Origin of the sequence: Roseivivax isoporae LMG 25204, from assembly GCF_000521865.1 — a bacterium.
In the GTDB taxonomy this organism is placed as follows: Bacteria; Pseudomonadota; Alphaproteobacteria; order Rhodobacterales; family Rhodobacteraceae; genus Roseivivax; species Roseivivax isoporae.
The window spans coordinates 1-12,752 of sequence record NZ_JAME01000027.1 but is presented as its reverse complement, the minus strand read 5'-3'; the positions used below and the strand labels follow the sequence as shown (position 1 = coordinate 12,752).

Annotated in this window: 15 protein-coding genes; 13 read left to right on the top strand and 2 right to left on the bottom strand. The window is 71.8% G+C overall.

What is annotated here, in order from left to right; translation table 11 throughout:
• The first annotated feature begins 50 nt into the window (after window positions 1-50).
• The 5 genes from phnC (at window position 51) to RISW2_RS16165 (ending at window position 4,708) form a co-directional block, all read left to right on the top strand.
• Window positions 51-869 carry a phosphonate ABC transporter ATP-binding protein gene (phnC, locus tag RISW2_RS16185; RefSeq protein WP_043773171.1) on the top strand — a complete coding sequence of 273 codons (819 nt, stop codon included), beginning with the start codon at window positions 51-53 and terminating at the stop codon, window positions 867-869.
• A 67-nt stretch (window positions 870-936) separates the two neighbouring features.
• The gene (gene phnD, locus RISW2_RS16180; protein ID WP_043773170.1) at window positions 937-1,833 is read left to right on the top strand and encodes a phosphonate ABC transporter substrate-binding protein; all 897 of its coding nucleotides are present in this window, start codon (window positions 937-939) and stop codon (window positions 1,831-1,833) included.
• Between the two features lie 63 nt (window positions 1,834-1,896).
• On the top strand, window positions 1,897-2,769 hold the full coding sequence (phnE, locus tag RISW2_RS16175) for a phosphonate ABC transporter, permease protein PhnE (RefSeq protein WP_043773168.1): 873 nt from the start codon (window positions 1,897-1,899) through the stop codon (window positions 2,767-2,769).
• Window positions 2,766-4,091 (top strand): phosphonate ABC transporter, permease protein PhnE, encoded by a 1,326-nt coding sequence (gene phnE, locus RISW2_RS16170; protein WP_051492106.1) that lies wholly within the window; start codon window positions 2,766-2,768, stop codon window positions 4,089-4,091. Before phnE (RISW2_RS16175) ends, phnE (RISW2_RS16170) begins: the two co-directional genes overlap by 4 nt.
• Window positions 4,091-4,708: an LbetaH domain-containing protein gene (locus RISW2_RS16165; protein WP_043773166.1), complete on the top strand. Its 618-nt coding sequence runs from the start codon at window positions 4,091-4,093 to the stop codon at window positions 4,706-4,708. The genes phnE (RISW2_RS16170) and RISW2_RS16165 overlap by 1 nt, the downstream gene beginning before the upstream one ends.
• Before the next feature lie 7 nt (window positions 4,709-4,715).
• Here the strand turns inward: RISW2_RS16165 and phnF are convergent, their stop codons facing one another.
• Window positions 4,716-5,462 carry a phosphonate metabolism transcriptional regulator PhnF gene (gene phnF / locus RISW2_RS16160; protein ID WP_043773164.1) on the bottom strand — a complete coding sequence of 249 codons (747 nt, stop codon included), beginning with the start codon at window positions 5,460-5,462 and terminating at the stop codon, window positions 4,716-4,718.
• A 96-nt stretch (window positions 5,463-5,558) separates the two neighbouring features.
• Between phnF and phnG the strand changes: the two genes are divergently transcribed.
• The 7 genes from phnG (at window position 5,559) to phnN (ending at window position 10,736) form a co-directional block, all read left to right on the top strand.
• Window positions 5,559-6,020 (top strand): phosphonate C-P lyase system protein PhnG, encoded by a 462-nt coding sequence (phnG, locus tag RISW2_RS16155; RefSeq protein ID WP_043773163.1) that lies wholly within the window; start codon window positions 5,559-5,561, stop codon window positions 6,018-6,020.
• Window positions 6,020-6,589, top strand: a complete 570-nt coding sequence (phnH, locus tag RISW2_RS16150) for a phosphonate C-P lyase system protein PhnH (protein WP_043773161.1) — start codon at window positions 6,020-6,022, stop codon at window positions 6,587-6,589. The genes phnG and phnH overlap by 1 nt, the downstream gene beginning before the upstream one ends.
• Window positions 6,589-7,692, top strand: a complete 1,104-nt coding sequence (locus RISW2_RS16145) for a carbon-phosphorus lyase complex subunit (RefSeq protein WP_043773159.1) — start codon at window positions 6,589-6,591, stop codon at window positions 7,690-7,692. The genes phnH and RISW2_RS16145 overlap by 1 nt, the downstream gene beginning before the upstream one ends.
• 33 nt (window positions 7,693-7,725) lie before the next feature.
• The gene (locus RISW2_RS16140) at window positions 7,726-8,604 is read left to right on the top strand and encodes an alpha-D-ribose 1-methylphosphonate 5-phosphate C-P-lyase PhnJ (protein WP_043773157.1); all 879 of its coding nucleotides are present in this window, start codon (window positions 7,726-7,728) and stop codon (window positions 8,602-8,604) included.
• Window positions 8,601-9,422: a phosphonate C-P lyase system protein PhnK gene (gene phnK, locus RISW2_RS16135; protein WP_051492105.1), complete on the top strand. Its 822-nt coding sequence runs from the start codon at window positions 8,601-8,603 to the stop codon at window positions 9,420-9,422. Before RISW2_RS16140 ends, phnK begins: the two co-directional genes overlap by 4 nt.
• A 91-nt stretch (window positions 9,423-9,513) precedes the next feature.
• Entirely contained in the window at window positions 9,514-10,197 is a 684-nt protein-coding gene (phnL, locus tag RISW2_RS16130) for a phosphonate C-P lyase system protein PhnL (protein ID WP_043773155.1), read from the top strand.
• Complete coding sequence (phnN, locus tag RISW2_RS16125; protein ID WP_043773154.1) at window positions 10,194-10,736, top strand: phosphonate metabolism protein/1,5-bisphosphokinase (PRPP-forming) PhnN; 543 nt, start codon at window positions 10,194-10,196, stop codon at window positions 10,734-10,736. The genes phnL and phnN overlap by 4 nt, the downstream gene beginning before the upstream one ends.
• On the opposite strand, the gene RISW2_RS16120 is transcribed toward phnN, so the two are convergent.
• Window positions 10,718-11,407 carry a DUF1045 domain-containing protein gene (locus RISW2_RS16120; protein ID WP_043773152.1) on the bottom strand — a complete coding sequence of 230 codons (690 nt, stop codon included), beginning with the start codon at window positions 11,405-11,407 and terminating at the stop codon, window positions 10,718-10,720. The two genes, phnN and RISW2_RS16120, sit on opposite strands and share 19 nt — an antisense overlap.
• A 76-nt stretch (window positions 11,408-11,483) precedes the next feature.
• On the opposite strand from RISW2_RS16120, the gene RISW2_RS16115 reads away from it, so the two are divergent.
• Window positions 11,484-12,623, top strand: coding sequence for an alpha-D-ribose 1-methylphosphonate 5-triphosphate diphosphatase (locus tag RISW2_RS16115; RefSeq protein ID WP_043773151.1), 1,140 nt, complete (start codon window positions 11,484-11,486; stop codon window positions 12,621-12,623).
• Window positions 12,624-12,752 lie beyond the last annotated feature (129 nt).

Genomic DNA, 12,752 nt, shown 5'->3' with positions numbered 1-12,752 from the left:
GAGGTTCATGGCCGCCGACGCATAAGCCCCCCGTAACGCTCGGGGGATGCATGCTTGAAGTCCACGATCTGACGAAGCGCTTCGGCGCGGCAACCGCCGTGGACGCTGCCACCTTCACGGTCGACCGGCCGATGATGATCGGCGTGATCGGCGCGTCCGGCGCCGGCAAGTCCACGCTTCTGCGGATGCTCAACCGGCTGACCGACGCGACCGAGGGCCGCGTGCTGTTCGAGGGCCGCGACGTTCTGCGCCTGACGGGGCGCGAGCGCCGCGACTGGCAGTCCGACTGCGCGATGATCTTCCAGCAGTTCAACCTCGTGCCGCGCATGGACGTGGTGTCGAACGTGCTGCACGGCACTCTCGGCCGCCGCTCGACCGTCGCCACGATGTTCAACCTGTACCCGCGCGCCGACATCCACCGTGCCATCGACATCCTCGACCGGCTGGGCATCGCCGAGCATGCGCCGAAGCGGGCCGAGGCGCTGTCGGGCGGCCAGCAGCAGCGCGTCGCCATCGCCCGCGCGCTGATGCAGGACCCGCGGATGATCCTTGCGGACGAGCCGATCGCCTCGCTCGACCCCATGAACGCGCAGACGGTGATGGAAGCGCTGCGGCGGATCCACGAGGAAGACGGCCGCACCGTGATCGCCAACCTGCACACGCTCGACACGGCGCGGCGCTACTGCGACCGCGTGATCGGGATGCGCCTCGGCCGCATCGTCTTCGACGGTGTGCCCGAACAGCTGACCACAAGCGTCGCGCGCGAGATCTACGGGGCCGGCGCGGACTTCTCCGAGGCCGCGACCTCGACCGAGATCCGCGACCCCTATGCCGAGGCCGCCATGCGCGACGCCGCGGCCGTGGTCTGAACCCTACGAACCGATTTCACTGACCGGACCCGCATCGGCCGGGCCGGCAACCAACGGAGAGTGATCCATGAAGCATCTGATCGCAGCAGCCCTCGCCAGCACCGCGCTCGCCGCGCCCGTCGCCGCGCAGGACGTCCAGGAATTCAACATCGGCCTGCTCGGCGGCGAGAACGCCCAGGACCGGCTCGCATCGAACGAATGCCTGCGCGGCTACGCCGAAGAGGCTCTGGGCGTCCCGGTCAAGCTCTTCGCGCCCGCCGACTACAACGGCGTGATGCAGGGCCTCCTCGGCGGCACCATCGACATGGCGTGGCTCGGCGCCTCGGCCTATGCCGGCGTCTACGTTCAGGACCCCGAGGCGGTCGAGCCGGTGCTCGTCAAGACCAACCTCGACGGCTCCTATTCCTACCATTCGATCGGCTTCGCCCGCACCGACAGCGGCATCGAGAGCCTCGCGGACGCCAAGGACAAGGTGTTCGGCTTCGGTGACCCGAACTCCACCTCGGGCTACCTGATCCCGCAGGTCGAGATCCCGCAGGAGCTGGGCGCGCCGATGGAGGAATACTTCGGCGAGGTGAAGTTCACCGGCGGCCACGAGCAGACCATCGTCGCCGTCGCCAACGGCGACATCGACGCCGGCGTGACCTGGGCCGACGGCCTCGGCGCGTGGGAAGACGGCTACAATTCCGGCGCGCTGCGCAAGGCGGCCGACGCGGGCATCGTCGACATGAACTCGATCCAGGAAATCTGGAAGTCCAAGCCGATCCCGGAAGGCCCGGTCGTGCTGCGCAAGGCGCTGCCCGAGGACGTGAAGACCACGATGATCGAGCTGGTCCAGAACCTGCACGAGACGGACGCGGACTGCGCCTACGGCGTGGCGGCGGGCGAGACCGCGGGCTTCACCCCGATCGGCCACGACGCCTACGAGACCATCATCGAGGTCCGCCGGGCCGAGTCCAACTGATCGACGAAACCTTTCGGCGGGTCCCGCGACGCGGGGCCCGCCGTCCTTTTTTCGGGACCCACCATGGCTGACATTGCCGACCGCGGTGCGCCGGCATCCGCGAACATCCACGAGACCTACCTGGCGATGGTGCGGCGCAAGCGTGCCTATTCCTTCGCGCTGCTGATCGTGTTCGTCGCGCTCATGGTCGCGGGCTTCAGCGTCGCGAACGATCGCAACGCCGGCGGCTTCATCCAGGGCTTCCCGCAGATCCTCGACTTTCCCGCCGACGTGGTCGGCGAGGCATGGCAGAACGTGTCGGAACTTCCGGGCCATTTCGTCGACTTCTTCCCGGCGCTCGTCGAGACCATCAACATCGCCGCCGTCTCGACCCTGATCGGCGCGTCGGTCGCCATCGCGCTGGCGCTTCTGTCCACTCGGGGGCTCGCGCTCTGGCCCCGGGCGATCCCGGTCTTCCGCCGCCTGATGGACATCATGCGCGCGATCCCCGACATCGTCATCGCGCTGGTGCTGATCTTCCTCATGGGGGTCGGGCCCGTCCCGGCCATGCTCGCCATCGCCATCCATACCGCCGGCGCGCTGGGCAAGCTCTTTTCCGAGGTGGCGGAGAACGCGGACCTCAAGCCCGTGGAGGGCCTGCGCTCGACCGGCGCGCGGTGGCTCCAGCAGATGCATCTGGGCGTCCTGCCGCAGGTGGCGCCGAACTTCCTGAGCTACGCGCTTCTGCGTTTCGAGATCAACGTGCGCGCCTCGGCGATCCTCGGCTTCGTGGGCGCGGGCGGCATCGGCTACGAGCTCAAGAACGCCATCACCTGGGGGCAGGGGCAGTTCGCCGAAAGCGCCGCGATCTTCCTCATGCTCTTCGCGACGATCGTGCTCTTCGACCAGCTGTCGAGCATGGCGCGCCACAGGCTCGTGCACGGAGGCAAGGCATGACCCATTCCGCAGACGTCGCCACCGGACCCGACCTGCGCGCGCTCGCTGTGGCGCGGATCGCGCGCCAGCGGCTCGTGGCCCTCGCGATCCCCGCGGCGATCCTCGCCTATCTGGTCTACATCTTCTTCGCCTTCGACATCGCGGGCCTCGCGAACCGGCTGCGCGTCGACAACATGGTGACGCTCCTGTCGGACACGTGGAGCTACAAGACCCACGTGACGCGTGACAACCGCTCGGGCGACGTCGAGGTGGCGATCGAGGGCGAACGGCAGGGCACCTATCCCGCGGGCGAGGCGCCCGACTGGGTGAGCCTCGGCAGCGACCGGACCGAGATCGTTCTCGACGACGGCCACGTGGTCGTCTTCGAGGGGGCGGACGTGCGCTACGACATCCCGGGCTACGGGCTCGTGACCGCGGGCCATGACGGCCGGCGGATCGTCCTCGAGACCCCCGACGGCAGCGTGCCCGACTTCATCTCCGCCTCGAACGCGCGGGTGGACATCACGACCGAGGCCGGACGCGTGTCGCTGACCCGCACCCGCAACGAGGTCTTCCGCTACTTCGCGGGGTGGGAGCTGTTCTTCTTCACGCTGTCCTCACCCTATCACGGACACGGGCCGCTCGAGATCCTCTTCGGCGACCGGATCGACCCCGATCGGTCGAACATCGCCGGCGCCTGGCAGGATTTCTGGGGCAACCCGATGTGGCGGCACGCGGACGTGGTCTGGGCGCTGGGCGAGACGATCCTGATGGCCTTCCTCGGCACGATGGGCGCGGCGCTCGTGGCGCTGCCGCTGGCCTTTGCCGCCGCCCGCAACTTCGCGCCGCTCGTGGCGCTCCGCTTCGCGGTGCGGCGCGTCTTCGACTTCGCCCGCGGGGTCGACGCGCTGATCTGGACCATCCTTCTGTCCCGCGCCTTCGGGCCGGGGCCGCTCACCGGCACGCTGGCGATCCTGCTCACCGACACCGGCACCTTCGGCAAGCTCTTCTCGGAATCGCTCGAGAACGTCGACGGCCGCCAGATCGAGGGCGTCCGCTCGACCGGCGCCAACGCGCTGCAGCGCTCGCGGTTCGGCGTCATCCCGCAGATCACGCCGGTGCTCATCTCGCAGATCCTCTACTACCTCGAATCGAACACGCGCTCGGCGACGATCATCGGCGCGATCACGGGCGGCGGCATCGGGCTCCTGCTGACGCAGGCGATCATCACCCAGAAGGACTGGGAGGAGGTCACCTACTACATCGTCCTGATCGTGCTCATGGTCATGGTGATGGACACCGTGTCGGGGTGGCTGCGCAGCCGGCTGATCCGGGGGACGTGATGGCGCGGCTCACGGCCGACGCGCCCTTCCTCCACCCCGAATGCGAGATCACGGACACCACGTTCGGCCGGTTCTGCGAGATCGGCCGCGGCAGCCGCGTGGCGCATTCGACGATCGGCGACTATTCCTATTGCGACCGCTACGCCGACATCGCCAATACCGGGGTCGGCAAGTTCGCCAACATCGCGAGCTTCACCCGGATCGGGCCGACCGATCACCCGATGGACCGCGCCTCGCTGCACCACTTCCTCTACCGTTCGGGCGATTACTGGGACGACGCGGAGGCCGATGCCGACTTCTTCGACCGGCGGCGGTCGCGGCGGGCCTGGATCGGCCACGACACCTGGATCGGTCACGGGGCGGTGGTGCGGCCCGAGATCACCGTGGGCGACGGCGCGGTGGTCGCCGCGGGCGCCGTGGTGACCAAGGACGTGGCGCCCTACACCATCGTCGCGGGTGTGCCCGCGGTGCCCCTGCGCGCACGCTTTCCGCAGGACGTGGCAGAGCGGATGCGCCGCCTCGCCTGGTGGGACTGGGATCACGACACCCTGCGGGCCCGCCTGCCCGAGTTCCGCGAGCTGTCGGCCGAGGCTTTCCTCGAGCGCTACGGGGGCTGATCGGCGGTCACGGGCCGCTGCCCGCGAGGGTCAGCGCGATCCGGTCGCCCGCGAACCAGGCATTGCCATGCTCGACCGGAACGCCCGCGAGGTCGTCATTGCGGGACACCGTCCGGAGGATCGGGTCGCCCTCGTCGAGGCCGAGATGCAGCGCCTGCATGGCGTTCGCCCGCTCGGCCGTGATGCGGGTCTCGGCGCGCACGTAATCGTCGACGCCCGCGGCGCGCAGCGCCTCGGTGACGGAGGTGTGCCGGGCCAGCGCCTCGGCGATGCCGGGCAGGCGGGCCGAGGGAAAGGCCGTCTCGAAAAGCGCGATCACCTGCCCGTCGGAAAGCGAGAGCCCCTCGTATACCACGACCGGGTCGTCCGGGCCGAGCTGCAGCACCTCGGCCTCGCGCGGCGTCGCGGGCCGTGTCTCGACGCGCAGCACGCGGCGTTCCGGCAGGTGTCCGCCCTCGGCGAGGCTGCGGTGAAAGCGCACCCGCCGCCCGAGCGGGTAGTCGGTCGGCACCGACGCCACGAATACACCCGCGCCGCGGCGCGAGCGCACGATGCCGCGGGTTCCGAGATCGCCGAGCGCGCGGCGCACGGTGTGGCGGTTGACCCCGAACCGCGCGGACAGGACCGCCTCGGTCGGCAGCTGCGCGCCGGGGGGATAGAGCCCCTGCGCGATCTCGGCCTCGAGCCGGTCGGCGATCGCCTTCCAGATCGGTGTCCGCGCCGTGCCGGGCGTCGCTTGGTCGTGCGTCGTCATGAAATCTTCACGCGGTAGGGGCTTGCCCGACTCGGTGCCCGGGCGTATCGACTTGTCTAGTTGTATAGGCAATCGCAAGGGACGGCAAGGAGCGGCATGGACGGCACCGAAGACATCACCGCGACGGCGGACCGCAGGGCCTGGATGGGCCTTCTTGCGCGCGCCCGGCCCGACGCGCTTGCCGCCTGCGCGGCGGCGCTCGGCGAGATGCCGCAGGCCGACTGGCTGCGCCCGCCCGAGACCGGCGCCGTCATGGTGCGCGGCCGGATGGGCGGCACCGGCGCGCCCTTCAACCTCGGCGAGATGACCGTGACGCGTTGCGCGCTGCGTCTCGCGACCGGCGAGGTGGGCCATGCCTGCGTGCAGGGGCGCGACCGTGCCCATGCCCGGCGCGCGGCCCTGTGCGACGCGCTGTTGCAGGGCGGCCGCGCCGACGAGGTGCGCCGCGTCGTGCTGGACCCGCTGGCCGGGGCCGAAGCGGACCGCCGCGCCTCCCGCGCCGGCAAGGCCGCGGCCACCAAGGTCGATTTCTTCACGCTCGCGAGGGGAGAGGACTGATGCGGCAAGACGCGCTTTCCGGCGGTTTCGCCGATCCGCCGCGCGAGGCGGCGCTGGTCTTCCGCGCCGCGCTCGACGCCATGTCGCGGCCCGGACGCATCGTGCAGGTGACCGGCGCCCGGGGGCCCGCGCCGCTCTCGCCGGCGGCCGCCGCGCTGATGCTGACCTGCTGCGACGCCGAGACGCCGCTCTTCCTCGCGCCCGGCCATGACGGGCCGGCGCTGCGAAGGTGGGTGGCCTTCCACCTCGGCTGCCCGCTGGTGCCGCGCGGCGAGGCGCACTTCGCCCTCGGCACGTGGGAGGCGCTCGGCCCGCTCGACGCCTTCCCTGTCGGCACGCCCGACTATCCCGACCGTTCGGCGACGCTGATCGTCGAGCGCGACGGCCTCTCGGCCTCGGGCACCCGCCTGACGGGTCCGGGGATCGACGGCGCCGCGCATCTCGACCTGCCCGACCCCGCGGCGCTCGCCGCCAATGCCGCGCGCTTCCCGCTCGGGGTCGACCTGTTCCTGACCGCGGGCGACCGGCTCGCGGCGCTCCCCCGTTCGACCCGGCTGGAGGTGTCCTGATGTACGTGGCGGTCAAAGGCGGCGAACGCGCCATCGACAACGCCCATCGCTGGCTCGCGGAGGAACGCCGCGGCGACGCGGAGGTGCCCGAGCTGGGTGTCGCGCAGATCCGCGAGCAGATGAGCCTCGCCGTGAACCGCGTGATGGCGGAGGGATCGCTCTACGACCCCGACCTCGCGGCGCTCGCGATCAAGCAGGCGCGGGGCGACCTGATCGAGGCGATCTTCCTCGTCCGGGCCTACCGCACCACTTTGCCGCGCATCGGCGCGTCCGAACCCGTCGATACCGGCGCCATGGCCTGCGACCGCCGCATCAGCGCGACGTTCAAGGACGCGCCGGGCGGGCAGGTGCTGGGGCCGACCTTCGACTACACGCACCGGCTGCTCGATTTCGCGCTGGCGGCAGAGGATGTCCCGCCGCCCGAGCCTGCCGCCACCGCGCAGGCCTCCGGGACGCCGATGCCCCGCATCACCGCGACGCTCGGCCGGGACGGGCTGATCCAGCAGGAGCCGGCCTCGGACGAAACGCCGACCGACATGACGCGCACGCCGATGGAGTTTCCCGCCGACCGGGCCCTGCGGCTGCAGGCACTGGCGCGCGGCGACGAGGGGTTCGTGCTGGGCATGGCCTATTCGACGCAGCGCGGCTACGGGCGCAACCATCCCTTCGTGGGGGAATTGCGCATCGGCACCGTCGCGGTCGAGATGGAGCTGCCCGAGCTGGGCTTCGCCGTCGAGATCGGCGAGATCGTCGTCACCGAATGCGAGACCGTGAACCAGTTCGCGGGCTCGCGCACCGAGCCCGCGCAGTTCACCCGCGGCTACGGGCTGAGCTTCGGGCAGACCGAGCGCAAGGCGATCTCGATGGCGCTCGTCGACCGCGCCCTGCGCTGGCAGGAACTCGGCGAGGAGGACACGGGCGCGCCGGCGCAGGACGCTGAATTCGTGCTGGCCCATGCCGACAACATCCAGGCGACGGGGTTCCTCGAGCACATCAAGCTGCCGCATTACGTCGATTTCCAGTCCGAGCTGGAACTGGTGCGCCGGCTGCGCCGCGAGGCCGAGGCCGCGGCGGGCCCCGCCCGACAGGAGGCCGCGGAATGACCCGGAACCGAGACACCGCGAAAGGGGGCCGCCATGCGTGACCTTCAGGACGACGACGCCCGCTCCGGCGCGGGCTACAACTTCGCCTATCTCGACGAGCAGACCAAGCGGATGATCCGCCGCGCGCTGCTCAAGGCGGTGGCGATCCCGGGCTATCAGGTGCCCTTCGCCAGCCGCGAGATGCCGATGCCCTACGGCTGGGGCACCGGCGGCGTGCAGGTGACCGCCGCCTGCCTGACGCCCGACGACACGCTCAAGGTCATCGACCAGGGCGCCGACGACACCACGAACGCGGTGTCGATCCGCCGCTTCTTCGCCCGCATGGCCGGGGTCGCGACCACCGAGCGCACGACCGAGGCGACGGTGATCCAGACCCGGCACCGCGTTCCCGAGACGCCGCTCCGCGACGGGCAGATCCTCGTCTACCAGGTGCCGATCCCGGAACCGCTGCGGTTCCTCGAGCCGCGCGAGACCGAGACGCGGCGCATGCACGCGCTCGAGGAATACGGGCTCATGCACGTGAAGCTCTACGAGGACATCGCGCGGCACGGCCACATCGCCACCTCCTACGCCTACCCGGTGAAGGTCGAGGGCCGCTACGTGATGGATCCCTCGCCGATCCCGAAATTCGACAATCCAAAGCTCGAGACCGCCGCGCTGCAGCTCTTTGGCGCGGGCCGGGAGCAGCGCATCTACGCGATCCCGCCCCACACGCGGGTCGTGAGCCTCGATTTCGAGGACCACCCGTTCGAGGCGACGAAGGCGGACGCCGCCTGCGCGCTCTGCGGCGCGACCGACAGCTACCTCGACGAGGTGGTCACCGACGATACCGGCGGGCGGATGTTCGTCTGCTCGGACACGGATTACTGCGCCACGCGCCGCGAGGCGAGCGAGACGGGAGACAGCGCATGACAGGACATCCCGACATCGGCATCCCCGCGGACACGGCCGTGCCCGCGCCGGCCCCCCTCCTCTCCGTGCGCGGCCTCGGGCGGCGCTACGGCACGCGGATCGGCTGCACGGACGTGGGCTTCGACCTCTGGCCGGGCGAGGTCATGGGCATCGTCGGCGAGAGCGGATCGGGCAAGTCCACGCTCCTGAACTGCCTTGCGGGGCACCTCGTGCCCGATGCGGGCGAGGTGATCTTCGACACCCGCGACCGCGGGCCCGTCGACGTCCTGCGCCTGTCCGAACCCGAGCGCCGCATGCTCGGCCGCACCGACTGGGCCTTCGTGCACCAGAACCCGCGGGACGGGTTGCGCATGGGCGTGAGCGCCGGCGGCAACGTGGGCGAACGGCTGATGGCGGTGGGCGCGCGGCATTACGGGCGCATCCGCGAGACGGCGAGCGACTGGCTCGGCCGGGTCGAGATCGCTGCGGACCGCATCGACGACCGTCCGCGCGCGTTCTCGGGCGGCATGCAGCAGCGGCTGCAGATCGCGCGCAACCTCGTGACCGGGCCGCGCCTCGTCTTCATGGACGAGCCGACCGGGGGCCTCGACGTCAGCGTGCAGGCGCGGCTCCTCGACCTCCTGCGCGGCCTCGTGCGCGAGATGGGCCTGTCGGCGCTGGTGGTGACCCATGACCTCGCGGTGGTGCGGCTGCTTGCCGACCGGCTCATGGTGATGAAGGACGGCCGCGTGGTCGAGGCGGGCCTGACCGACCAGGTCCTGGACGACCCGCAGCACGGCTACACGCAGCTCCTCGTCTCGAGCGTGCTGCAGGTCTGAGAGCGGGGGAGCGAGGGCGCTGCCCTCGCGCTCCCGGGATATTTTGGCCAAGAAGAAGCAGGGGCCGCGGCGCCCCGCGAAGGGAACCGGGATGATCGAGCTACGGGACGTGTCGAAAACCTTCACGCTGCACAACCAGGGCGGCGCGGTGCTGCGGGTGATGAGCGGAGCCACCCTGAGCGTGGCGCCCGGCGAGTGCGTGGCGCTGACCGGCGCCTCGGGGTCGGGCAAGTCGACGCTGATGCGCATGATCTACGGCAATTACCGCGCCGCGTCGGGGCAGATCCTCGTGGACGGCGTCGACGTCGCCTCGGCGGAGCCGCGCGAGGTGCTGGCGCTGCGGCGCGCGACGCTCGGCTACGTGAGCCAGTTCCTGCGGGTGGTGCCGCGGGTGCCGACGCGCGAGGTGGTGGCCGAGCCCTGCCTTGCCACCGGTCTGGACCGCGCCGCCGCGTTCGCGCGCGCCGAGGAGCTGCTGGCGCGGCTGAACGTGCCCGAGCCGCTCTGGCAGCTGTCGCCCACGACCTTCTCGGGCGGCGAGCAGCAGCGGGTCAACATCGCGCGCGGCTTCGCGCGCACCTGCCCCGCGCTCCTTCTCGACGAGCCGACCGCGAGTCTCGACCCGGTGAACCGCGCCGTCGTGCTCGACCTGATCGACGAGGCGAAGGCGTCGGGCGCGGCCATCATCGGCATCTTCCACGACGCGGAGGCGCGGGCCCGCGTGGCCGACCGCGAGGTCGACGTGACCGCCTTCGCACCGGCCCGCGCGGCATGAGGGGGGGCGTCATCGCCGTCGTCGGGCCCTCGGGCGCGGGCAAGGACACGCTGATGGCGGCGGCCGCGGCGCGGCGGCCCGGCATCGTGCTGGTGCGCCGCGTGGTGACCCGCGCGCCCGGCGCGGGCGGCGAGGACATCGAGGCGCTGACGCCCGAGGCCTTCGAGGCGCGGGTGCGCGCGGGGGATTTCGCGCTCCACTGGCGGGCGCACGGGCTGCGCTACGGCATCCCGGCCGCGCCGCTCGACGCGGCGCGAGCGGGGCGGCTCGTCCTCTTCAACGGCTCGCGCCAGGCGCTGGGCGAGGCCCGGGAGCGCCTGCCGGGCCTCCGCGCCGTGCTGGTCACCGCCCGGCCCGAGGTGCTGGCGGCGCGGCTCGCGGCGCGCGGGCGCGAGGACCCCGCGGACATCGCGGCGCGGCTTGCCCGCGCGGATGCGGGGCTACCGGCCGGGCTGCCGGTGGCGGTGGTCGACAATTCGGGATCGGTCGAGGCGGGCATCGCGGCCTTCCTCGCCGCCCTTCAGCCGGTGAGCGCGTAGCGATGCACGAGGTGGAAGCGGCCGTCCGGCGCCTCTCCGAAGAGGCAGGCCGACCCGATCCGGAACGGGCGCGGCAGGAGCGGCGCGAGCACCGGGCCGAGCGCCGCCTCGGTCGCGTCGCGCGTCGCAGGATCGAGCGGCCCGGTCAGCGTCAGGTGGAAGCGGAACTCCTCCATCACGTAGGGATAGCCCCAGCGCGCGAGGAGGGCCTCCTGCCGCGGCGAGAGGCGCGCGGCGCGGCGCCGGGCGCTCTCGGCCTCGGTGGGTGGCGCGCGATGGGCGTCGAGCCCGCGCACCAGCGCCGCTGCGAGCGCCGCGAGCCCCTCCTCCCCGCCCTCGGGGACGAGGGCGAGGAACCGGCCGATCCGCGCGAGCCGCAGGGCGCCGAGCGTGACCGGCGCGAGCGTCGCGCAGAGCGCCGCGGCGTCCGCGTGCAGCGCCGCGGGCGTGCTGCCGGGGGCGAGGCGGAAGGGCGGTTTCAGCGTGCCGTGGAAGCCGTACTTGCGCGGCGTGGCGGTCAGGTCCGCCACGGGCACCGGCAGGGCGGGCAGGTCGGGATGCGGACGGGACATGCCCGCGCCGGCGTCCCAGCCGAGCCAGGAGGCGCCGAAATCGGCCAGTGCGCCGGGTTCGGGCGCATAGTAGAGGGCGTATCGTTCGAAGCCTGTCATGGGGGCGAGACTGACGGTCCTCTGTCACGTTCCGGTGTCAGGGTCCCATGAAGCAGGACGCGGGAAAGAGAGCAAGATGACCGAGACCATTCTGAGCAACGCGCGCATCGTGCTGGACGACGAGGTGATCCACGGGTCGCTGCGCCTCGAGGACGGCCGCATCGCCGAGATCGGCGGCACCTCCTCGGTGGCGGGCGCGATCGATTGCGACGGCGACCACCTGATTCCCGGCCTGATCGAGCTGCACACCGACAATCTCGAGCGGCACATCGAGCCGCGGCCCAAGGTCGACTGGCCGCACGCGACCGCGATCCTCGCCCATGACGGCGAGCTCGCCAGCGCCGGCATCACCACCGTGTTCGACGCCATGCGCGTGGGCTCGGTGGTGTCGGGCGACCGGACAGATTACCGCAGGTACGCCCGCCCCGTTTCGCGCGAGCTTCTCGACCTGCGCGACCGCGGCGCCCTGCGCATCAGCCACTTCCTGCACCTGCGGGCGGAGATCTGTTCCGAGACACTGCTCGAGGAGCTCGACGAGTTCGGCCCCGAGGACCGTGTCGGCATCCTGTCGCTCATGGACCACACCCCGGGCCAGCGGCAGTTCCGCGACGAGGACCAGCTGCGCGCCTACGTGATGGGCAAGAAGGGGCTCGGCGAGGAGGAGTTCCAGGTGCACCTCGCGACCCTCCGCGGGCTTCAGGCGCGCTTCGGGCAGGCGCACGAGGCGGGCGCGGTGGCGGCGGCGGGCCGGCTCGGCGCGGTGCTGGCGAGCCACGACGACACCACCGCCGAACAGGTCGCGGTCAGCGCGGGCTACGGCGTGCAGCTGGCCGAGTTCCCGACCACCGAGGAGGCCGCCCATGCCTGCCACGAGAACGGCATCCGGGTGATGATGGGCGCGCCGAACCTGATCCGCGGCGGCTCGCATTCCGGCAACGTGGCGGCCGAGGCGCTGGCGAAGGCGGACCGGCTCGACATCCTGTCCTCGGACTACATCCCCTCCTCGCTCATGCTGGGGGCGTTCCGGCTGGGCGCGCTCTGGGGCGACCTGCCGCGCGGCATCCGCACGGTGACCGCGGCGCCCGCAGCCGCGGCGGGCCTGACGGATCGCGGCACCATCGCCGCCGGCGCGCGCGCCGACGTGGTGCGCGTGGGCAGGCTCGACGACACGCCGATGGTGCGCGGGGTCTGGGCGCAGGGCCGGCAGGTGGGCTGAGGCCCCGCCCGAACGGGTGAGGCCGGGTGGCGCGGGCGGGGGCGCGATTCCATCCGCCCGGTGCTGTCGGCGGCGCCCGTCCTGGGCTAGGGTCGGAGCCGAAGGCCGTCGGCGCGCCGCAGTCGCGCC

Bases quoted from the DNA above. Each gene is read 5' to 3' on its own strand.
- RISW2_RS16140 (WP_043773157.1), top strand. From the start codon at position 7,726: ATGCGTGACCTTCAGGACGACGACGCCCGCTCCGGCGCGGGCTACAAC.
- phnG (WP_043773163.1), top strand. From the start codon at position 5,559: ATGGACGGCACCGAAGACATCACCGCGACGGCGGACCGCAGGGCCTGG.
- RISW2_RS16120 (WP_043773152.1), bottom strand. From the start codon at position 11,407: ATGACAGGCTTCGAACGATACGCCCTCTACTATGCGCCCGAACCCGGC.
- phnN (WP_043773154.1), top strand. From the start codon at position 10,194: ATGAGGGGGGGCGTCATCGCCGTCGTCGGGCCCTCGGGCGCGGGCAAG.
- phnL (WP_043773155.1), top strand. From the start codon at position 9,514: ATGATCGAGCTACGGGACGTGTCGAAAACCTTCACGCTGCACAACCAG.
- RISW2_RS16145 (WP_043773159.1), top strand. From the start codon at position 6,589: ATGTACGTGGCGGTCAAAGGCGGCGAACGCGCCATCGACAACGCCCAT.
- phnH (WP_043773161.1), top strand. From the start codon at position 6,020: ATGCGGCAAGACGCGCTTTCCGGCGGTTTCGCCGATCCGCCGCGCGAG.
- RISW2_RS16165 (WP_043773166.1), top strand. From the start codon at position 4,091: ATGGCGCGGCTCACGGCCGACGCGCCCTTCCTCCACCCCGAATGCGAG.
- phnK (WP_051492105.1), top strand. From the start codon at position 8,601: ATGACAGGACATCCCGACATCGGCATCCCCGCGGACACGGCCGTGCCC.
- phnE (WP_051492106.1), top strand. From the start codon at position 2,766: ATGACCCATTCCGCAGACGTCGCCACCGGACCCGACCTGCGCGCGCTC.
- phnD (WP_043773170.1), top strand. From the start codon at position 937: ATGAAGCATCTGATCGCAGCAGCCCTCGCCAGCACCGCGCTCGCCGCG.
- phnC (WP_043773171.1), top strand. From the start codon at position 51: ATGCTTGAAGTCCACGATCTGACGAAGCGCTTCGGCGCGGCAACCGCC.
- phnE (WP_043773168.1), top strand. From the start codon at position 1,897: ATGGCTGACATTGCCGACCGCGGTGCGCCGGCATCCGCGAACATCCAC.
- phnF (WP_043773164.1), bottom strand. From the start codon at position 5,462: ATGACGACGCACGACCAAGCGACGCCCGGCACGGCGCGGACACCGATC.
- RISW2_RS16115 (WP_043773151.1), top strand. From the start codon at position 11,484: ATGACCGAGACCATTCTGAGCAACGCGCGCATCGTGCTGGACGACGAG.